This window comes from Streptomyces sp. NPDC058685 (assembly GCF_042714725.1).
Taxonomy (GTDB): domain Bacteria; phylum Actinomycetota; class Actinomycetes; order Streptomycetales; family Streptomycetaceae; genus Streptomyces.
Map to the genome: position 1 here is coordinate 15,020 of NZ_JBHXSL010000061.1, position 20,849 is coordinate 35,868.

Sequence of the window (20,849 nt, forward strand, 5' to 3'; positions counted from 1 at the left end):
ATCTGCATGAAGGGCGACTACCAGGAACTCGTGGACGAGATCTCGGCGCTGCTCGCCGTTCCGGCGACGCTGGAGAACCGCGATTTCGGGCTGATCGCCTTCGGTGCGCACGACAGCGACGACGACACCGCGATGGACCCGGTCCGGACCCGCTCGATCCTCACCCGCAAGTCGACGCCGGCCGTCCGCGCCTGGTTCGAGGGCTTCGGCATCACCCGTGCGACGGGGCCGGTGCGCATCCCGGCCTCCCCCGACGCGGGGGTGTTCCGCGACAGGATCTGCCTGCCCGTACGCCATCGGGGCATCGTGCTGGGTTACGTCTGGCTGCTCGACACGACGCCGGGCCCGACCCCCGCGCAGTTGTCGGCGGCCATGGAGGTCACCGAACGCATCGGCACCCTGCTGGCGGACGAGGAGCGTGCCGGCGCGGATCTGTCCCGGGAGTTCCGTGCGGTACTGACGGCGGAGCGCGACTGGCACTACGACATGGCGGTCGCGGCGCTGCGTACGGCGCTCGGCGGCGGTCCGGGTCCGGAGGGCCCGCACGCGGTGGTGTGCGTGTCGCCCTGGCCGGCCGAGGACGCGCCGGCGCCGCGCTCCCTGCCGGGGGTGGCGGCCGTGTCGACAGTGCCCCGGTCCGGCGGACTCCCGGACGGGGCCCCCGAGTCCGCCGACGCGGGCGCCCGGCTCGCCGCCCTGGTGCGGCTGCGGACCGCCGAGTCGACTGCCCCCGCGCTCGCCGTCGCCGACCGGCTGCTCGCGGCAGCCGGTGCCGCGACCGTCGGGATCGCCCGCGCCCGTCAGGGGCTGACCGGTCTCAACGCGGCCTGGCAGGAGGCGACTTCGGCCGCCCGCGCCGCCTGGGCACAGCCCCGGCTCGGGCCGGTCGCGCAGTGGTCGGAGATCGGCCCGTACCGCATGCTGACGGCGCTGCCCGCGGAGACGGCCCACGACCCGGTGGTCGCCCCACTGTTGGCCGGCTCGCACACCGAACTGGCCCGTACCGCCGAGGAGTTCCTCGACTGCGCGGGCCAGGCGAGCCGCACGGCGTCCGCCCTCGGCATCCACCGGCAGACGCTCTACTACCGCCTCTCCCGCGTCGAACAGCTCACCGGCCTCGACTTCTCGCAGGGCGAGGACCGCCTGCTGCTCCACATGGCTCTCAAGGCGGCGCGGCTGCGGACAGTGCCCGGCCCACCGCCGTCCGACCGGCGGTGACAGACCGTCAGCCGCGGTCCTCCAGTACGGCGCGCAGGCCGTTCGTCAGGTCGTCGGCGGACGGAGCGGTGTCCGGGTCGACCAGCCACTGGATCATCACGCCGGCCAGCAGCGCCTGGTAGAACAGGCCCGCCACCCGGGCCTTTTCGGGATCCGCCACCGGGTCCGTGCCGGCGAACGCCTCGGCGAGACCGAGGCGGCCCTCCGCCTGCGGATCGCGGATCGCGTCCCGCAGCTTCTCGTCGTCGTCGAGGCGGGAGACGACCTCCAGTTGGAGCTTCCACACGGGCCGGCTCCTGTCGAAGGTGGCCAGGACCTCTTCCCAGGTCTTGCGGAAGCGCTCCATCGCGTCCTTCGGAGCGTCGAACTCCTCGCGGCCCGCCGGGCCCACAGCGTCCCCCCACTCCTCCGTCACCGCGAGGAACGCCTGATGGAGCAGGGCGTCCTTGGAGCCGTAGTGGTAGCCGATGGAGGCGAGGTTGGTGCCGGACGCGGCGACGATGTCCCGCGCCGTCGTGCGGGCGTAGCCCTTCTCCAGGAGGCAGCGCTTCGCGCCTTCGAGCAGATCCTCACGATGTCCCATGTCAGCAGCCTAGCGCGGAGCCATACAGCCGTCCTATACGCTTGTTTTACACAAACGTTCTAGACAGATGTTTTATACGCTCGTACATTACAAGGCATGACCGAACTCCGCCACTTCGCCGCATCTCGCGCCGGCCGCCGGGAATGGACCGCCTTCGTGGTCCTCCTGCTGCCTCTTCTGCTGGTCTCGATGGACGTCTCCGTCCTCTACTTCGCCGTCCCGGCCATCAGCCGCGAACTGGACCCGAGCAGCACGCAACAGCTCTGGATCTTCGACATCTACGCCTTCGCCCTCGCGGGACTCCTCATCACCATGGGTTCGCTCGGCGACCGCATCGGCCGGCGCCGGCTTCTGCTCGTCGGCGCCACCGCCTTCGGCATCGCCTCGATCGGAGCCGCCTACGCCCAGAGCGCCGAAATGCTCATCGCCGCACGGGCGTTGCTCGGCATCGGCGGCGCGACGCTGATGCCCACGACCATGGCGCTGGTCCGCAACATGTTCCGCGACGACCGGCAGCGCAGCCGGGCGATCGGCATCTGGTCGGGAGCCATGGCGGGCGGGATCGCGCTCGGCTCGGTGATGAGCGGCGTGATGCTGAACCACTTCTGGTGGGGTTCCGTCTTCCTGGTCAACGTGCCGGCGATGCTGCTCCTGCTCGTCCTGGTGCCCCTGCTGGTCCCGGAGTTCAAGGACCCGGCACCCGGACGGTTCGACCTGCTGAGCGTGCCGCTGTCGATGGGAGCCGTCCTGCCGGTGGTCTACGGGCTGAAGGAGTTCGCGGCCGAGGGCCCGGATACCGCCGCGGCGCTGTGCGTCGTGGCCGGACTCGCGGTCGGCGCGGTCTTCGTCCACCGGCAGCGCACCCGCTCGGGCGCGATGATCAGCAAGGACCTCTTCACGCACCGTGTCTTCGGCACGGGTATCGCCCTGAACACCGTCGCCGCCTTCGCGGTGATGGGCTCCGCCTACTTCACCACGCAGTATCTGCAGTCCGTGCTCGGTATGGGCACGTTGGAGGCCGCGCTGTGGAGTCTGGCGCCCTCGCTGGCGATCGGCGTCGCCGCTCCCCTCGCCACCGCGCTCGGACAGCGGACCGACCGGGCCCACGTCATCGCCGGCGGGTTCGTCGTCGCGGCCGCCGGATTCGCCGTCCTGGCCTGCTCCGGTACGGACTCCGTCTGGCTGCTGCTGGCCGGGGCAGCGGTCATCGGCTGCGGCATCGTCACCGTGATGGCGCTGGTCAGCGATCTGGCACTGGCCGGGGCGCCGCCGGAGAAGGCTGGTTCGGCCGCGTCCCTCCTGGAGACGGGACAGGAGTTCGGCGGCGCGCTCGGCATGGCGCTCCTCGGCTCCATCGGCACGGCCGTCTACCGGCAGGACATCGCGGACTCGGCGCCGAAGGGCGTACCGGCGGACGCGCTGGACGCGGTCCGCGAGACGCTGGGCGGGGCGGCCGCCGTCGCCGGTCGACTGCCTGGCAGGCTGGGCGAGTCGGTGCTGGCGGTGGCCCGCGACGCCTTCGTCCACGGCATGCAGCTCGCGGCCGTCGGCGCGGCCGTCGTGCTGGTCGCGGCCGCGGTCCTGGCCGCCGTCCTGCTGCGGAACGCCACTCCCCCGCCTACGCCGCGGGCCGCACACGACCCGGCCGTGGACGGGGCGGCCGAACCGGCCGGCGCCCGCTGACACGGGCAGCGCGAAGGGCCCGGCTCACTCCGGTGAGCCGGGCCCTTCGGCGTACGACGGCGGACGGTCAGTCGGTGAGGTTCACCGAACGGGCCGAGACAGCGCCGATCTCGTCCGCGATCTCGGTCAGCACCTGCTGCGGCACGGTGTCGTCCACGGTGAGCACGACGAGCGCCTCGCCGCCCTCCTCCGCACGCGACACCTGCATGCCCGCGATGTTCAGTCCGGCCTCGCCGAGGATCCGGCCGACGGTGCCGACGACACCGGGGCGGTCGTCGTACCGCAGGACGACCATGTGGTCGGCGAGCGCCAGGTCGATGTCGTGGTCACCGATCGCGACGATCTTCTGGAGGTGCTTGGGGCCGGCCAGCGTGCCGGAGACCGCGACCTCCTCGCCGCCCGACAGGGTGCCGCGGACGGTGACGACGTTGCGGTGGTCCGGCGACTCGGAGCTGGTCGTCAGACGCACCTCGACACCGCGCTCCTGCGCGAACAGCGGGGCGTTGACGTAGCTGACGGTCTCGTCGACGACGTCCTCGAAGACACCCTTGAGCGCGGACAGCTCCAGCACCTTGACGTCGTGCTGGGTGATCTCGCCGTAGACCTCGACGTCGAGACGGACCGCGACCTCGCCCGCGAGCGCGGTGAAGATCCGGCCGAGGCGCTCGGCCAGCGGCAGACCGGGCTTGACGTCCTCGGCGATCACGCCGCCCTGGACGTTCACCGCGTCCGGGACGAGCTCACCGGCGAGCGCGAGACGCACGGAGCGGGCGACCGAGACGCCGGCCTTCTCCTGCGCCTCGTCGGTGGAGGCGCCGAGGTGCGGGGTGCAGACGACCTCGTCCAGCTCGAAGAGCGGGGAGTCGGTGCAGGGCTCCTTGGCGTACACATCGAGGCCGGCGCCGGCGACGCGGCCCTCCTTGAGCGCCGAGTACAGCGCCTCCTCGTCGACGATCCCGCCGCGCGCGGCGTTGACGACGCGGACGGTCGGCTTGACCTTGTGCAGCGCCTCGTCACCGATGAGCCCGAGGGTCTCGGGGGTCTTCGGCAGGTGGACGGTGATGAAGTCCGAGACCTCGAGCAGCTCGTCGAGGGAGAGGAGCTTGACGCCCATCTGCGCGGCCCGCGCGGGCTGGACGTAGGGGTCGTACGCGACGATCTTCATGCCGAAGGCGGACATCCGCTGGGCGACCAGCACGCCGATGCGGCCGAGACCGACGACGCCGAGGGTCTTCTCGCTGAGCTCGACACCCGTGTACTTGGACCGCTTCCACTCGCCGTTCTTCAGGGCGGTGTTGGCCTGGGGGATGTTGCGGGCCGTGGCGACCAGCAGACCGCAGGCGAGCTCGGCCGCGGTGACGATGTTGGACGTCGGCGCGTTGACGACCATCACGCCGGCCTTGGTGGCGGCGGAGACGTCGACGTTGTCCAGTCCGACGCCGGCGCGCGCGACGACGCGCAGCTTCCGGGCCGCGGCGATGGCCTCGGCGTCCACCTTGGTGGCGGAACGGACGAGGATCGCGTCCACATCGGCGATGGCGGGGATCAGCTCCGCGCGGTCGGCGCCGTTGCAGTGCCGGATCTCGAAGTCCGGGCCCAGCGCGTCGACGGTGGCGGGCGACAGCTCTTCAGCGATGAGTACGACAGGTTTCGAGCTCACGTGTGTCCTCACAAGTCCATGGGGCCCCCGCCCGTGCGCCACGCGCTACGGGGGAGAGCGGCCGTCCCGACGGCCGCAGGCGGTGGAGGGGCAAGCCGCGTGGAAGACGCACGACACTGTGGGCCTGACGCGTATGTGTTGAGAAGTGTAGTGGTGCTTCGGCGCAGGTCTTACGCCTCCGAGGCAGGATCACCCGTCCGTGGTCAGCCACAATGGAGCAGCGGCCGGACCGCGGCGCGGTGTGCGACGGGGGCCGGGACTCTGTTGTCCCGGCCCCCGTCCGCGGCTCACGCCTCGTCGTTGTCGACCCAGCTCATGAGCTTGCGCAGCTCCTTGCCGGTGGTCTCCAGCAGCGACTCGCTGTCGGCCTTCTTGTACTCGTTGTACTTCTTCAGACCGCCGTGGTACTCGTCCATCCAGTTCTTGGCGAAGGTGCCGTCCTGGATCTCGGCGAGAACCTTCTTCATCTCGGCCTTGGTCTGGTCGTTGATGATCCGCGGGCCGGTGATGTAGTCGCCCCACTCGGCGGTCTCGGAGACCGACCAGCGCATCTTCTCCAGGCCGCCCTCGTACATGAGGTCCACGATCAGCTTCAGCTCGTGGAGGCACTCGAAGTACGCGATCTCCGGCTGGTAACCCGCCTCGGTCAGGGTCTCGAAGCCCGCCTTGACGAGTGCGGACGCACCGCCGCAGAGCACGGCCTGCTCGCCGAAGAGGTCGGTCTCGGTCTCCTCGGTGAAGGTCGTCTTGATGACACCGGCGCGGGTGCCGCCGATGCCCTTGGCGTACGACAGCGCCAGCTCGAAGCCCTTGCCCGTGGCGTCCTGCTCGACGGCGGCGATACACGGAACGCCGCGGCCCTCCTCGTACTGACGGCGGACCAGGTGGCCCGGGCCCTTCGGGGCGACCATGGCGACGTCGACACCGGCCGGCGGCTTGATGAAGCCGTAGCGGATGTTGAGGCCGTGGCCGAAGAAGAGCGCGTCGCCGTCCTTCAGGTTGTCCTTGATGGACTCCTCGTAGACCTGGGCCTGGATCGGGTCCGGGACGAGGATCATGATGACGTCGGCCTCGGCCGCGGCCTCGGCCGGCGTCACCACGCGCAGGCCCTGCTCCTCGGCCTTGGCCTTGGACTTGGAGCCCTCGTGGAGACCGACGCGGACATCGACGCCCGAGTCACGGAGCGACAGCGCGTGGGCGTGGCCCTGGCTGCCGTAGCCGATGACCGCGACCTTGCGGTTCTGGATGATGGACAGGTCGGCATCGTCGTCGTAGAACAGCTCGGCCACTGGAATATCTCCTTGGTGTGCAGGTGTGCGTCCCACCGTACGGCGGGGTCGGGGGCGGAAGTGCGACGGTCTCGCGATGCGAGCAGAGCGCGGGGCGGGCGCTGTCAGGCGCTGCGGTCCAGAGCACGCAGGGACCGGTCGGTGATGGACCGGGCACCGCGCCCTATGGCGATCGTGCCGGACTGGACGAGCTCCTTGATGCCGAACTGCTCCAGCATCTTCAGCATCGCCTCGAGCTTGTCACTCGAACCGGTGGCCTCGATGGTGACCGCCTCGGGTGAGACGTCCACGGTCTTGGCACGGAACAGCTGGACGATCTCGACGATCTGCGAGCGCGTCTCGTTGTCGGCGCGGACCTTCACCAGCACGAGTTCGCGCTGGATCGCACCGCCCGGTTCGAGCTCGACGATCTTCAGAACGTTGACCAGCTTGTTGAGCTGCTTGGTCACCTGCTCCAGCGGCAGGTCCTCGACATTGACCACGATGGTGATGCGGGAGATGTCGGGGTGCTCGGTGACGCCCACGGCGAGCGAGTCGATGTTGAAGCCGCGACGGGAGAACAGGGCGGCGATCCGGGCGAGGATGCCGGGCGTGTTCTCGACCAGAACGGAGAGCGTGTGCTTGGACATGGGTCGGTTTCTCTCTACTCGTTCTCTGGGCGCGCTCAGTCGTCTTCGTTGTCGCCGAAGTCGGGGCGGACCCCGCGGGCGGCCATGACCTCGTCGTTGGAGGTGCCGGCGGCGACCATCGGCCACACCATGGCGTCCTCGTGGACGATGAAGTCGATCACGACGGGGCGGTCGTTGATCGCGTTCGCCTCGGCGATGACCTTGTCCAGATCGTCGGGGGACTCGCAGCGGATCGCGTGACAGCCCATGGCCTCGGACAGCTTGACGAAGTCCGGGACGCGGGTGCCGCCGCTGGACTGGCCCGCGACGGCGATGCCGTTCTCGGGGCCCGAGTGCAGCACGGTGTTGGAGTAGCGCTGGTTGTAGAACAGGGTCTGCCACTGGCGGACCATCCCCAGGGCGCCGTTGTTGATGATGGCGACCTTGATCGGGATGTTGTTGAGCGCGCAGGTGGTCAGTTCCTGATTGGTCATCTGGAAGCAGCCGTCGCCGTCGATCGCCCAGACCGCCCGGTCCGGCATGCCGGCCTTGGCGCCCATCGCGGCGGGGACCGCGTACCCCATGGTTCCGGCGCCGCCGGAGTTGAGCCAGGTGGCGGGCTTCTCGTAGTCGATGAAGTGCGCGGCCCACATCTGGTGCTGGCCGACACCGGCGGCGAAGATCGTGCCCTCGGGCGCGAGTTGTCCGACGCGCTGGATGACCTGCTGCGGGGACAGACTGCCGTCGTCCGGCTGGTCGTAGCCGAGCGGGTAGGTGTCGCGCCAGCGGCTGAGGTCCTTCCACCAGGCGCTGTAGTCGCCGGTGCGGCCCTCGCTGTGCTCGGCCTGGACGGCCAGCACCAGGTCGGCGATGACCTCGCGGGCGTCGCCGACGATCGGGACGTCGGCTGTGCGGTTCTTGCCGATCTCGGCCGGGTCGATGTCCGCGTGAACGATCTTGGCGAACGGGGCGAAGCTGTCCAGCTTGCCGGTGACACGGTCGTCGAAACGGGCTCCGAGGGCGACGATCAGGTCGGCCTTCTGCAGCGCGGTGACGGCGGTGACCGCTCCGTGCATGCCCGGCATTCCCACGTGCAGCGGGTGGCTGTCGGGGAACGCGCCCAGCGCCATCAGGGTGGTGGTGACGGGGGCTCCGGTGAGCTCGGCGAGAACCTTCAGCTCGGCGGTGGCGTTGGCCTTCAGAACGCCGCCGCCGACGTACAGGACGGGCCGCTTGGCCTGGGTGATGAGCTTGGCGGCCTCACGGATCTGCTTGGCGTGCGGCTTGGTCACCGGGCGGTAGCCGGGCAGGTCGGTCTGCGGCGGCCAGGTGAAGGTGGTCCGCGCCTGGAGGGCGTCCTTGGCGATGTCGACGAGGACGGGACCCGGGCGGCCGGTGGAGGCGATGTGGAAGGCCTCGGCGATGGTGCGCGGGATGTCGTCGGCGTTGGTGACCAGGAAGTTGTGCTTGGTGATCGGCATCGTGATGCCGCAGATGTCCGCCTCCTGGAAGGCGTCCGTGCCGATGGCCTTGGAGGCGACCTGGCCGGTGATCGCGACCATGGGGACGGAGTCCATGTGCGCGTCGGCGATCGGGGTGACCAGGTTGGTGGCGCCGGGGCCCGAGGTGGCCATGCAGACGCCGACCTTGCCGGTGGCCTGCGCGTATCCGGTGGCGGCGTGCCCCGCGCCCTGCTCGTGGCGGACCAGGACGTGGCGCACCCGCTGCGAGTCCATCATCGGGTCGTACGCGGGGAGGATGGCGCCGCCGGGGATGCCGAACACCGTGTCGGCCCCCACTTCCTCGAGAGAGCGGATGAGGGACTGCGCGCCCGTGACGTGCTCAACTGCAGCGGTCTGGTGTCCGCCGGTACGGGCCCGCGGCTGCGGATGGTGGGCCCCGGTGGCCTGCTCGGTCATCGGCATTCTCTTCTCGAAGCTGAGGGTTTATGCGAGGACTGCTCGTTTTGTGCGGTATGACGGTGGTGCCGGTGCAACAAAAAACCCCTCGTGCCATGAGGCAAGCGAGGGGAGCGCGTCGGGAGGGGTCTGCGGGCCGTCATGGCCCACTCAGCCGACGCGCTTTCCAAGTACGAGAATTCGGGTGCGCATGGCACAGACCCTCCCCCCGACGCGGGGGGAGTGTCAAGTGGGTGGGACGCGCGTCTCAGCATGTGATCCGCTCTGGGCCGGAAACGCGCCACCCGTCAGCACCGGCAGAGCGATGCCGCCGGGCACCGGGAACTCCTCGCGGACCAGCGCCCTGCGCAGCCGATACTCGTCCAGCGCGCCGGAGAAAGCCATGCCCTGCCCGTGCGTACACCCCATGGCGCGCAGGGCGAGCACCTGCTCCGGCACGTCCACCCCGTCCGCCACGGACTGCATCCCGAGGTCGCAGGCGATGCGCAGCAGTCCACTGGTGATCTTGTGCAGACGCGCGGACTCAACGACGCCCTCGACCAGTCCTCTGTCCAGCTTCAAGACGTCCACCGGCAGTCTGCGAAGCGCGTTGATGGCCGCATAGCCGCTGCCGAAGCCGTCGAGGGCGATCCGTACGCCCAGCCGGCGCAGCGAGACGAGGCGCTGCTCCAGCTCGTCGAACGAGATCCGCGGATCGCTGTCCGCCAGTTCGATGATCAGCGCACCGGACGCCAGTCCGTGCCGGGTCAGCAGCGCCTCGATGGAGCCGAGCGGCATCGATCTGTCCAGCAGTCCCCGCGCGGAGATACGGACGGAGACCGGCACCCGGTGGCCGAGTCTGCTGCGCTCGGCGGCCTGCTCCACCGCCTCCTCCAGCAGCCAGCGGCCGAGCTCCGCGGTGCGGTCGCCGTCGTCGGCGACGCGCAGGAACTCCGCGGGCGTGAACAGGATGCCCTGGGTGGAACGCCAGCGGGCCTGTGCCGCGACGGTCTCGATCCGGCCGGTGGCCAGGCTCACCACCGGCTGGTGCAGCAGCGCGAACTCGCCGTCGTGCAGCGCGCTGCGCAGTCGGGCGGCGAGTTCGGAGCGACGGACGACCTCGGCCTGCATCTGCGGTGCGTACAGCTCGACGCGGTCCTTGCCGCCGGCCTTGGCGCGGTACATGGCGAGGTCGGCGTTGCGCATCAGGTCGGTGGGGGTGATCGAGGGCTCGGCGAAGGCCACCCCGATGGAGGCGGCCACCCGCACCTCGCTGCCGTCGATGCGGTACGGCTGCGAGAGCGTGAGCCGCAGCCGGTCCGCGATCTCCCGGACCTGGGACTCCCGGGCCGATTCGTCGCGAGTGCCGTCGCCGAGGATCAGGGCGGCGAACTCGTCACCGCCGAGGCGGGCCGCGGTGTCCCCCGCGCGGACGGACTCGGCCAGTCGGCGGGCCGCCTGGATCAGCAGCTCGTCGCCCGCCTGGTGGCCGAGGCGGTCGTTGACCCCCTTGAAGCCGTCGAGGTCGATGAAGAGCACCGCGGTGCCGGGGTCCCCGGACCGCCGGCCGGTGAGGGACTGGCGGACGCGCTCGGTGAACAGCGCCCGGTTCGGCAGGTCGGTGAGCGGGTCGTGTTCGGCGTTGTGCTGCAACTGGGCCTGGAGTCTCACCCGTTCGGTGACATCGCGGCTGTTGAAGATCAGGCCGCCCTGGTGCCGGTTGACCGTGGACTCGACGTTGAGCCAGTCGCCGGTGCCGGAGCGGAAGCGGCACTCGATCCGGGTGGTGGGCTCCTCCGCCGGAGGAGCGGCGAGGAACCGGCGCACTTCGTGGACGACGCGTCCGAAGTCCTCGGGGTGGATGAGCGAGGCCAGCTCCGAACCGATGAGCTCGTCCGCCTCCCGGCCGTAGACACCCGCCGCGGCCGGGCTCACATAGCGCAGGATCCCGGTGGAGGCCGCGATCATGATGACGTCGCTGGAGCCCTGCACGAGGGAGCGGAAGTGGTTCTCCTTCTGCGCCAGTTCATGGGTGAGCGCGATGTTGTCGAGGAGCATGATGCCCTGCCGGACCACCAGGGCGAGCACCACCGTGCAGCCGGTCAGGACGACGACACGGTCGACCCGGCGGCCCTCGACAACGTTGTAGAGGATGCCCAGGGTGCAGACCGCGGCGGCGAGGTAGGGCGTCAGGGCGGCCAGGGAGCCCGCGACCGGGCGGCTGGGCAGCCGGGGGCCTCGTGGCCCTCCGGGCCCATCGACCGTGCGCCGGGCGCCCCAGGGCGCGTACGCCAGCAGCAGTGAGCCGGCGAACCAGCCGGCGTCGAGGATCTGGCCCGAGCGGTAGCTCTCGCGCAGCAGCGGCGAGGTGAACAGCGCGTCGCACAGGACGGTCAGGGCGAGTGCGGCGATGGCGGTGTTGACGGCGGAGCGGTTGGTGGCCGAGCGGCGGAAGTGCAGCGCGAGCACCATGCTGACCAGCACGATGTCCAGCAGCGGATACGCCAGGGAGAGCGCGGCGGGCGCCACGCTCGACTCCTGGACATGGGTGGAGTGGGCGAGCGCGAGGCTCCAGGAGAGGGTCAGCAGCGAGCCGCCGATCAGCCAGGCGTCGAGGGCGAGGCAGACCCAGCCGGCCCGGGTGACCGGGCGCTTGGCGAGGACCAGGAGCCCGACGATGGCGGGCGGCGCGAAGCAGAGGAAGAACAGATCGGCGATGGACGGGCTCGGCACCTCACGGTCGAGCACCACCTCGTACCAGCCCCACACGGCGTTCCCCGCGGAGGCCATGGCGGAGGAGACGGCGAACAGCACCCAGGCGGGACGAAAACGGCTCTGCCCGCTGCGCGCGTAGAGGAAGCAGGAGACCGCGGCGATCAGGGCGGCGGCGCTGAGGCCGAAGTCGCCCATGATCAGCGCCAGTTCGCGGGAGCCCCAGCCGAAGGCCGCACCCACGCCGTATCCCGCGCAGACGCCGGCCAGCACCAGTTGCGGGACCAGCCCCGAGCCCTTGCCGGGGACCGCCCGGCGGGCCATGAGCGCTCCCGGCGCGCTCACCGCGCCACTCCTCGCGGAGCCGCCGTCGCACCGCCGCCCGGCGGAGGGTGCGAGGGTGGTCGTCGGCGGCCCTGCCGCGTCGGATCGTTCGTCCATTGGCCGTACATCGCCCGTCGCCCCCCTCGAAGTCTGATCGGCAGTCAGGTCGCGTCACTGCACCGCCCCTTGCCCGGCACAGCCCCCGAGTCCGGACGATACACCAGGATCGTCACTCTGGGATATAGCCCCTCTACTCTCCGTGACCGTCGCTCGTGTCACCGGCACGCGGTGCAACCGAGTGACTTCACAGAGTTTCCGCATGTGGCGGGGTGTTCGTTCATTCAGTTGTGAGCACGACGTTGCGTACGGGGTCACCTGCCGCGAATCGGGTGACTTGTCCGGCCAGCAGCCGCTTGGCACGCGGCATGAACGCCGAAGTGGAGCCGCCGACATGGGGGCTGATGAGTACGCCGGGAGCGTGCCACAGCGGATGCCCCGAAGGCAGCGGCTCCGGGTCGGTGACGTCCAGGGCGGCCGTCAGCCGGCCGCTGCCGACCTCCGCGAGGAGGGCCTCGGTGTCGACGACCGGGCCGCGCGAGACATTCACCAGAAGGGCGCCGTCCTCCATCTGCGCGAGGAAGCCCTCGTTCACCAGGCCCTTCGTCAGTTCGGTCAGCGGCGTGGACAGAATGACCACGTCCGCTTGCGGCAGCAGGGCCGACAGATCGCTCAGCGCGTGCACCTCGCCGCGCTCCGAAGCGCGTGCGGAGCGCGCGACGCGCGCCACCCGCGCACATTCGAAGGGCACGAGCCGGTCCTCGATCGCCGCTCCGATCGAGCCGTACCCGACGATGAGCACCGACTTGTCGGCCAGCGCCGGATAGAAGCCCGCCCGCCATTCCTCCTTGTCCTGACCGTGGACGAAACCGGGGAAGCCTCGCAGGGAGGCGAGGATCAGGGCGAGCGTGAGCTCGGCGGTCGAGGCCTCGTGGACACCCTTGGCATTGCACAGCCGCACACCCGGGGGCAGCGAGCCCACACCCGGCTCCACATGGTCGATACCGGCGGAGAGCGTCTGCACGACCCGTAGGGAGGTCATGGCGGACAGCGGACGCACCGCGACCTCCATGCCCTTCATGTAGGGGACCGCGTAGAAGACGCAGTCCGCCGGGTCGGCGGGGAAGTCCGGACCTCCGTCCCAGAAACGGTAGTTCAGACCCGACGCGGCGGAGTCGGGGAGACCGTCGATCTCGTCGGCCGGAATGGGGAGCCACACGTCTGAAGTCATGGTCAGGAGGCTAATGGTCGTGAGGCTGCGCGCAGGGCGGCGTGGTGCATTGGTTAGTTTGGGGTCGGCCGACGGAGGGATACGGGCAGTTGGAGCGCAGGACAATCGGTGCGGCGGCTCTCGAGACGGGCGCTGTCGGACTCGGCTGTATGCCGATGAGCTGGGCGTACAGCGCCTCCCAGCAGCGCGGCGACCGCTCACTGCGGACGGTGCACGCCGCGCTGGACGCCGGTTGCACGCTGCTGGACACGGCCGACATGTACGGGCCGTTCACCAACGAACTCCTGGTCGGCCGGGTGCTGAGGGAACGCCGCCGCGACGCGTTCGTCTCGACCAAGGTCGGCCTGCTCGTCGGTGATCAGCACGTGGTCGCCAACGGCCGCCCGGGCTATGTGAAGCGGGCCTGCGACGCGTCGCTGCGCCGGCTCCAGACCGATGTGATCGACCTCTACCAACTGCACCGCGCCGACCCCGAGGTCCCCGTCGAGGAGACCTGGGGAGCGATGGCGGAACTGGTGGGCGCCGGGAAGGTGCGCGCACTGGGACTGTGCGCGGTCGGGGCCCGTGCGTCGCGGCGCTCCGGCGCGCATCTGTACGAGGGAACGATCCGCCAGCTGGAACGCGTCCAACAGGTCTTCCCGGTCAGCGCCGTCCAGGCGGAACTGTCGGTGTGGTCGCCGGAGGCGCTGGAGCGGCTGCTGCCGTGGTGCACGGCGCGAGGAGTGGGTTTCCTGGCGGCCATGCCGCTCGGGAACGGGTTTCTGAGCGGGACGCTCACCCCGGGGCAGGGCTTCGAGCCGGACGACGTACGGGCACGCCATCCGCGGTTCACGGCCGAGATGATGGCGGCGAACCAGGCCGTCGTCGCGGGCCTGCGGCGGATCGCGGAACGGCACGGCCCGGACACCACTCCCGCGCAGGTCGCACTGGCCTGGGTGCTGGGCCGGGGCCGGCATGTGGTGGCCGTGCCCGGGGCGAAGCGGGAGCGGTGGGCGGTGGAGAACGCGGACGCGGTGCGGCTGGCGCTGTCGGCCAGGGACGTGGCGGAGGTTGCGGGACTGCCGCCGGCACGCGGATCTTGGGACTGACGGCAACTCTTCGGATCCGGTCGGGAAGATCGGGAACCTCCGGGGCCCGGGCGGTGTAGGAAGGGTAGTCAGGCAGCTTCCGCAGCCGTCGAAAGGATCAGTCCTGTGCCACGTCCCGCAGTGACGGCCGTGCTGGCCGCTGCCCTCCTGGTCTTCACCGCCGGATGCTCGTCCGATGGCGGCGCGTCCCCGGGCGACCTGGCGGGGTCGACCGCGAAACCGGCCCCGACCGGGTCCGCGTCCAGTGGTGCGGCAAGTCCTTCCGCGCCTCCGGCGAAGGGCTCCGTGAAGGTGGTGTCCACGCTCACCGAGAACCTCAAGTCGCCCTGGGGCGTGGCCGCGCTGGCGGACGGCGACCTGCTGGTGGGCTCGCGCGACGAGGGGACGGTCACCCGCGTCGACGTGGAGACCGGTAAGCAGACGGAGATCGGCTCGGTGCCGGGCGTCTCCCCGGAGGGCGAGGGCGGGCTGCTGGGCCTCGCCGTCTCCCCGAACTTCGCCTCCGACCACCAGGTGTACGCGTACTTCACCACCGAGTCGGACAACCGCATCGCCCGCATGCTGTACGACGAGCGGAAGCCGCCCGGCCAGCAGCTCGGGGCCCCGGACACGGTCCTGCGCGACATCCCCAAGGGCTCCATCCACAACGGCGGACGGATCGCTTTCGGCCCCGACAAGATGCTCTACGCGGGCACGGGCGAGACGGGTGAGACGGGGCTCGCGCAGGACAAGAAGTCGCTGGGCGGCAAGATCCTGCGGATGACTCCGGACGGGCAGCCGGTGCACGGCAATCCCGACGCCGACTCGGTCGTCTACTCGTGGGGGCACCGCAATGTGCAAGGGCTGGCCTGGGACTCCGAGAAGCGGCTGTGGGCATCGGAGTTCGGGCAGAACACCTGGGACGAGCTGAATCTGATCGAGCCGGGAAAGAACTACGGCTGGCCGGAGGTCGAGGGCAAGGGCGGCGGGTCCGGCTTCGTGCAGCCGGTGGCGGTATGGAAGACCTCCGAGGCGTCGCCGAGCGGTATCGCGTACGCGGAGGGCTCGATCTGGATGGCGGGGCTGCGGGGCGAGCGGCTCTGGCGGATCCCGCTGGCGGGCACGAAAGCCTCGGCGGACCCGCAGTCGTTCCTGGCGGAGGAGCACGGCCGGCTGCGCACCGTGCTCGCGGTGGGCGGCTCCGAACTCTGGCTGGTGACGAGCGAGACGGACAACAGGGGCACGCCTGCGGCGGGCGACGACAAGATCCTCAAGCTGAAGGTCACGTAGGCGCCCCGCAAGGGCTGGCGCCTGGGGCGGGTGCCCACCACCCGTGCCCACCACCCGCCCCGGGCGCGGGCCCCCCGGCGGGGCGCCCGCCCGGCGCCTCGAACCGGCCCCCGTTCAGACCGAGCCTGATCGCCCGTCCAAGCCCCGGCCCCGCTCCGACGCCCCGTTCACGCCGAAGCCGGCTGGTCCTCGTCCGACGCAGGGAACAGGCGCAGGCGGTGCGCCGTCGCCGCCGCCTCGCCGCGGCCCGAGACGCCCAGTTTGGCCAGGATGTTGGAGACGTGCACGCTCGCCGTCTTCGGGGAGATGTAGAGCTCCTCCGCGATCTGGCGATTGCTCCGGCCCGCCGCCACCAGCCGCAGGACGTCCTCCTCGCGGCGGGTGAGACCGAACACCGGGCCAGGGGCCGCCGGCGTCGCGGCCGGGGTGGTGGGCGGAGCGTCGGTCAGCGAGATCCGGGCGCGCTGGGCGAGCAGTGCGATGTCCTCGGAGAGCGGGCGGGCGCACAACCCCCGTGCCGTCTCGGCCGCCTCGCGCAACAGCGTCGCCGCGTGGGTACGGTCCGAGAGCAGCAGGGACTCCGCCCAGCGCACGCGGACGCGTGCCAGGTCGTAGGGGAAGTCCACCGCCTCGAAGGCCACACCGGCCTCTTCCCAGTCGGCGGCCGTGTCCTGGCCGCCCGCGCGCAGCAGTTCGGCCCGTACCCACCGCTCGTGGGCGGTCCAGACGGGGACCGCGGTGACCAGTGTGCGCGCTGCCTTGCGGATGCGGTCCAGCGCTTCGGCGCGGCCCGGTTCCGCCGCGGGGAGGCCACGGGTGTCGGCCTCCAGCGTGGCCGCGGCGCGCAGCAGCGGCCACGCGTACCGCTGGGTGCCCGGCGGGAAGCCGTCCCTGGCCGCCCGCTCGAACTCCGCCCGCGCCTCCGCGACCCGTCCCTGCGCCGCCGCGATGCCCAGCGCGATCACGTCCAGCGGGAGGGAGCTCTGCGGCATGGGGTCGTTCGGGCCGAAGTGGGCGCGGGCCGCCTCCAGATGCTCCGTGGCCCTCGCCGTGTCGCCGCGGGCCAGCGCCAGGGTCGCGAGCCGGGTGGCCGCGTATCCACGGGGCTTGGGACTGAGCCCGATCCGCAGGGCCCGTTCCGCCGACTCCAGCGTCTCGTCCCAGCGGCCGAGCGAGTGGTACGACTCGGCGAGGTTGCCGAGCATCCAGGCCTCGGTGTCGCACAGGCCGTACTTGCGCGAGAGCGTGACGCCCTCGGCGAGGACGTCCACCGCCTCCGCCGAGCGGCCGATGCCCTCCAGCACGGACGGGAGGTTCACATGGGTGCGGCCGATGAGTGAGGGCAGGTCGAGGAGCACGGCACGCTCCTTGACGAGGTACATCTCCGCCAGGCCGTCGTCGACATGACCGGCGTCCACCAGCAGGCTGCCGTGGGTCAGCCGGGCCCGGAGTTCGTTGTCCTCCTCCCCGACCATGCGGGCGTACTCGACGGCGCGCTCGGCGGTCGCCAGACTCCCCGGGCCGGGGGCGTGCACCATGCCCCAGCTGGCCGCCTCGGCGAGCACCTCGGCGTGCACCGGGGACGGCGGCAGTCCGCGCACCAGTTCCTGGGCGTCGGCGAGTTCGGCCCAGCCGTCACCGCGGCCCAGCGAGGAGACCAGCAGGGAGCGCTGGAGGGAGAACCAGGCACCGCGCAGGGCGTCGTCGTCCGCCTCCGCGAGCCGCTGCCCCCGCTTGGTGATCTTCAGGGCCCGCTCCCGCTCGCCGCACAGGCGCCCCGCGACCGCGGCCTCCGCCATCAGATCGAGGAAGCGCAGCGGTGTGGTCCGGGGGTCGCAGCCGCACGGAGGGTAGGCCTCCGCGTAGTCCAGGGGCCGCAGCGCGGCCCGTACATCGGCGGGGGCGCTGTCCCACAGCTCCATCGCCCTTTCCAGCAGCCGCAGTTGCTCGGAGTAGGCGTGGCGGCGGCGGGCCTCGACCGAGGCGGCGAGCACCGCGGGCAGGGCCTTGGCGGCGTCGTGCGCGTGGTACCAGTAGCTGGCCAGCCGCATGACCCGCTCCTCGTCCCGGACGAGCGTGGGGTCGGCCTCCAGCGCTTCGGCGTAGCGCCGGTTGAGCCGGGAGCGCTCGCCGGGCAGCAGGTCGTCGCTGACGGCCTCGCGGGCCAGGGAGTGCCGGAAGCGGTATCCGTCGCCGTCCGGCGTGGCCAGCAGGATGTTGGCGCCGACGGCGGCCCGCAGGGCTTCGATCAGGTCGTCCTCGGACAGCCGGGCGACGGCGAACAGCAGCCCGTACTCCACGGTCGAGCCGCCCTCGGCGACGATGCGCGCGACCCGCTGGGCGTCCTCGGGCAGGGCTTCGATGCGCACCAGCAGGATGTCCCGCAGCGAGTCGGGCAGACTCGGGCAGCGGTCGGCCATGCTGCGCGCCAGTTCCTCGACGAAGAACGCGTTGCCGTCGGAGCGCTCGAACACCCGCTCCACCATGGCCGGTTCGGGCTCCGCCGCGAGGATGCCGGCGAGCTGGCGGTGCACCTCACCGCGGTTGAACCGGGTCAGCTCGATGCGCTGCACGGTCCGCATGCGGTCGAGCTCGGCGAGGAAGGGCCGCAGCGGATGGCGGCGGTGCACATCGTCGGAGCGATAGGTCGCGATCACGACCAGCCGGCCGCGTCGCAGCGTGCGGAAGAGGTAGGCGAGCAGATGTCGGGTCGATGCGTCGGCCCAGTGCATGTCCTCCAGCACCAGCACCACCGTGCGGTCCGTGGCGATCCGTTCCAGCAGCCGGGCGGTCAGCTCGAAGAGGCGCGCCATGCCCTCCTCGTCGTGCCGGCTCCGCTCGTGGCGCTCCCCCAACTCGGGCAGCAGCCGGGCCAGTTCGTGTTCCTGGCCTGCGGCGGCCGCGGCCAGTTCGGCCGGCAGCTGTCGGTGCAGGGCGCGCAGCGCCGTCGAGAACGGCGCGAACGGCAGTCCGTCCGCGCCGATCTCGACGCATCCCCCGACCGCCACGACAGCGTCGCGACGGCACGCCTCGGCGAGCGCTTCCTCGACGAGGCGGGTCTTGCCCACACCGGCCTCACCGCCGACGAGCAGCGCCTGCGGCTCGCCCGCGGGGCTCCCCGAGGCACCCCCGCCGGCCGCGCGGGCGAGCGCGTCGGTGAGCACCGACAACTCCCCCGCCCGCCCCACGAACACCGGACTCACGGACATGTTCTCCACGGTGCCGAGCATCGCACAGGGCTCCGACAACGCGGCGGGGTCGGTGCCCGCGGTCCTGCCCTCGGCCCTGATCGGTACGACGGTCACGGTCGGACGGCCCGGCTGGTTCAGGCGGCCCGGACGAAGCGTTCGCTGAGCCGGCTCACCGGCCCCTCCCCGTCCTTGGCCGACCGCCTCGCGGCACGGCGGGCCCGGCGGACCTGGCGCACCAGGCGCTCGGTCTCGGCCTCCTGGATCAGCTCGGCCCGGCGGATCGAAGCGATCTCGTACTCGAACATCTCGTACTCCCTGGTCGGATTCCTCGGTGGTCCTGCCGGCTTTCTGCCGTGCCACCAATCTCGTCCCCCAGGGGGGTCGCTCACATCGGGAGAGTGCCGCATCTTCGCGGGGGCGGGGTCCTTAGACGGACCGTACGACCGCGGAGTACCGCCTAAGGCCCGGTCACGTAACGCCTCAGCGTGCGCTGCGAGGGGCCTCAGACGGTCGGTCGCGACGGGCGGACGCGCTGCTCGTAGAGGTAGGGCGTCGTGGTGGTGAGGACGGCGAATCCGAGCCGCTCGAGGATCGGGCGGCTCTGGTCCGAGGCGTCGACCTGGAGGTAGCGGTAGCCCTTCGCCGCGGCGAGGCGGGCGCGGTGGGCGACCAGCGCACGGTAGATGCCGCGGCCCCGCCATGCCTCGAGGGTGCCGCCGCCCCACAGGCTCGCGAACCCGGTGCCGGGGTGCAGTTCCATCCGGGCCGCGCAGACCGGCACGTCGCCGGCCATGGCCAGGGTCATCGGCACGGTGTCCGGTGTCCGCGAGAGCTGGGCGAGGAGCTGGTCGCGCAGTTTCGCCGCACTGGTGCCGAAAGCCTGCTCGTGCACCTCGGCCATCAGCTCCACACCCGCGGGGTCGGTGACCTCCACGAGCCGGATGCCCTCGGGGAGCGTGGTGGGAGCGGGCAGAGCAGCGGTCTCGGCGACCATCAGCGTCTCCTCGGGCTCGGGCGTGAAGCCCGCGGCCCGCAGCCGTGCGCCCAGGTCGTCGGGTCGGTCGTAGGCGTACAGCTTCCACTCGAAGTCGCGTCCGAGCGCGGTGAAGTACGCGATCTGTGCGGCGATGGCCGCGTCGGCGGTGGCGGCGTCGAGGCCCGACCAGACGACGCCGTGCCAGTCGTCGTCGGAGCCGCTCTCCCGGATCACGTCGCCGGCCCGCCGCAGCCGGGCCTGTGGCCCGTCGGCGCCGGTGCGCCGACGGAGCCTGCGGTCGAACAGCCGGAGTGCTTCCTCATGGTCCATCCGCACAGGGGAACACCCGGCAGGGGCTCGGGGCACCGGATTTACCGGCGCCCGGTGCTCACGGACGGGTGCCGGTGCTCACGGACGGGTGCCCAGTGCTCAGGACCCGGCGCTGGGCAGAGCCAGGATGATGTCGAAGTACATGCCGATGGACACGATCAGCCCGAGTGCGCCGAGTGCCGCTCCGGCCACGGCGACGGCGGGTACCCAGCCGGACTTCCGGGGCCGGGTGAGGACGACGAGCCCGATGATCAGCGCGAGCAGCGCGAAGACGCCGTTGCTGAGGGCGGTGGTGTGCCAGGCGTCGCCGTAGATCGCGGAGATCTGGTCGGCCGGGGAGCCGCCCTGGGACGTCTTGATCTGGCCGATGAGGGTCTGCCGCTCGGCGGCGACCCGGCCGATCCAGCTGCCGCTGAGGCCGACGACGCCCAGTCCCGCCGCGAAGACGGCTCCGGCGGACGCGGCGAGGCCGGAGGAGGCACGGGGCGTCCGTCCGTCGTCGTCCGCAGCCGGCCGGTCGTCGGCGTCGATGTCGTCGGAGACCGCGGTGTCGTGCTCGTCCCCCACGGTCTCCGCGGTCGTGCCTGCGGTCTTCTCCGACGTCCCGGGGGCCGCGACGGCCGTGTCCTCGGCCTTCGTGTCGACAGCGCCGGTGCCGGCCGCCGCCGGCTGCGTCGTCTTGTCGGTGGTCTTGTCGGTTTCGGTGGGGTTCATGGGGCGCACGCTAGGCGG

At 71.4% G+C, this 20,849-nt stretch carries 15 protein-coding genes; 4 read left to right on the top strand and 11 right to left on the bottom strand.

The features are described 5' to 3' along the window. Window positions 1-6: 6 nt before the first annotated feature. Entirely contained in the window at window positions 7-1,218 is a 1,212-nt protein-coding gene (locus ACFWU3_RS31780; protein WP_384444500.1) for a PucR family transcriptional regulator, read from the top strand. A 7-nt stretch (window positions 1,219-1,225) separates the two neighbouring features. Here ACFWU3_RS31780 and ACFWU3_RS31785 read toward each other — a convergent pair whose 3' ends face one another. Further along, a complete protein-coding gene (locus ACFWU3_RS31785; RefSeq protein WP_384444501.1) occupies window positions 1,226-1,801 on the bottom strand; it encodes a TetR/AcrR family transcriptional regulator in 576 nt (191 codons plus the stop codon). Window positions 1,802-1,897: 96 nt separating this feature from the next. Here ACFWU3_RS31785 and ACFWU3_RS31790 point away from each other — a divergent pair, with 96 nt between their 5' ends. Beyond that, window positions 1,898-3,484 (top strand): MFS transporter, encoded by a 1,587-nt coding sequence (locus ACFWU3_RS31790; RefSeq protein ID WP_384444502.1) that lies wholly within the window; start codon window positions 1,898-1,900, stop codon window positions 3,482-3,484. Window positions 3,485-3,551: 67 nt separating this feature from the next. Here ACFWU3_RS31790 and serA read toward each other — a convergent pair whose 3' ends face one another. From serA to ACFWU3_RS31820, 6 genes are all read right to left on the bottom strand, one after another. After that, a complete protein-coding gene (gene serA, locus ACFWU3_RS31795; RefSeq protein ID WP_384444503.1) occupies window positions 3,552-5,144 on the bottom strand; it encodes a phosphoglycerate dehydrogenase in 1,593 nt (530 codons plus the stop codon). 287 nt (window positions 5,145-5,431) lie between these two features. Beyond that, the gene (ilvC, locus tag ACFWU3_RS31800; protein WP_313943920.1) at window positions 5,432-6,433 is read right to left on the bottom strand and encodes a ketol-acid reductoisomerase; all 1,002 of its coding nucleotides are present in this window, start codon (window positions 6,431-6,433) and stop codon (window positions 5,432-5,434) included. A 104-nt stretch (window positions 6,434-6,537) separates the two neighbouring features. Continuing rightward, entirely contained in the window at window positions 6,538-7,062 is a 525-nt protein-coding gene (gene ilvN, locus ACFWU3_RS31805; RefSeq protein ID WP_005311534.1) for an acetolactate synthase small subunit, read from the bottom strand. A gap of 35 nt (window positions 7,063-7,097) precedes the next feature. After that, window positions 7,098-8,966 carry an acetolactate synthase large subunit gene (locus ACFWU3_RS31810; protein WP_384444504.1) on the bottom strand — a complete coding sequence of 623 codons (1,869 nt, stop codon included), beginning with the start codon at window positions 8,964-8,966 and terminating at the stop codon, window positions 7,098-7,100. Between the two features lie 219 nt (window positions 8,967-9,185). Next, a complete protein-coding gene (locus ACFWU3_RS31815) occupies window positions 9,186-11,996 on the bottom strand; it encodes a putative bifunctional diguanylate cyclase/phosphodiesterase (RefSeq protein WP_384444505.1) in 2,811 nt (936 codons plus the stop codon). Between the two features lie 316 nt (window positions 11,997-12,312). Continuing rightward, entirely contained in the window at window positions 12,313-13,263 is a 951-nt protein-coding gene (locus ACFWU3_RS31820) for a 2-hydroxyacid dehydrogenase (protein WP_384444506.1), read from the bottom strand. Between the two features lie 89 nt (window positions 13,264-13,352). On the opposite strand from ACFWU3_RS31820, the gene ACFWU3_RS31825 reads away from it, so the two are divergent. Beyond that, entirely contained in the window at window positions 13,353-14,351 is a 999-nt protein-coding gene (locus tag ACFWU3_RS31825) for an aldo/keto reductase (RefSeq protein ID WP_384444507.1), read from the top strand. A gap of 120 nt (window positions 14,352-14,471) precedes the next feature. Beyond that, window positions 14,472-15,620 carry a PQQ-dependent sugar dehydrogenase gene (locus ACFWU3_RS31830; RefSeq protein ID WP_384444517.1) on the top strand — a complete coding sequence of 383 codons (1,149 nt, stop codon included), beginning with the start codon at window positions 14,472-14,474 and terminating at the stop codon, window positions 15,618-15,620. 167 nt (window positions 15,621-15,787) lie between these two features. On the opposite strand, the gene ACFWU3_RS31835 is transcribed toward ACFWU3_RS31830, so the two are convergent. From ACFWU3_RS31835 to ACFWU3_RS31850, 4 genes are all read right to left on the bottom strand, one after another. Beyond that, the gene (locus tag ACFWU3_RS31835) at window positions 15,788-18,850 is read right to left on the bottom strand and encodes an AAA family ATPase (protein ID WP_384444518.1); all 3,063 of its coding nucleotides are present in this window, start codon (window positions 18,848-18,850) and stop codon (window positions 15,788-15,790) included. A gap of 95 nt (window positions 18,851-18,945) precedes the next feature. After that, on the bottom strand, window positions 18,946-19,116 hold the full coding sequence (locus tag ACFWU3_RS31840) for a hypothetical protein (protein WP_384444508.1): 171 nt from the start codon (window positions 19,114-19,116) through the stop codon (window positions 18,946-18,948). A gap of 197 nt (window positions 19,117-19,313) precedes the next feature. After that, the gene (locus ACFWU3_RS31845) at window positions 19,314-20,117 is read right to left on the bottom strand and encodes a GNAT family N-acetyltransferase (RefSeq protein ID WP_384444509.1); all 804 of its coding nucleotides are present in this window, start codon (window positions 20,115-20,117) and stop codon (window positions 19,314-19,316) included. Window positions 20,118-20,216: 99 nt separating this feature from the next. Then, window positions 20,217-20,831: a hypothetical protein gene (locus ACFWU3_RS31850; protein WP_384444510.1), complete on the bottom strand. Its 615-nt coding sequence runs from the start codon at window positions 20,829-20,831 to the stop codon at window positions 20,217-20,219. Window positions 20,832-20,849 lie beyond the last annotated feature (18 nt).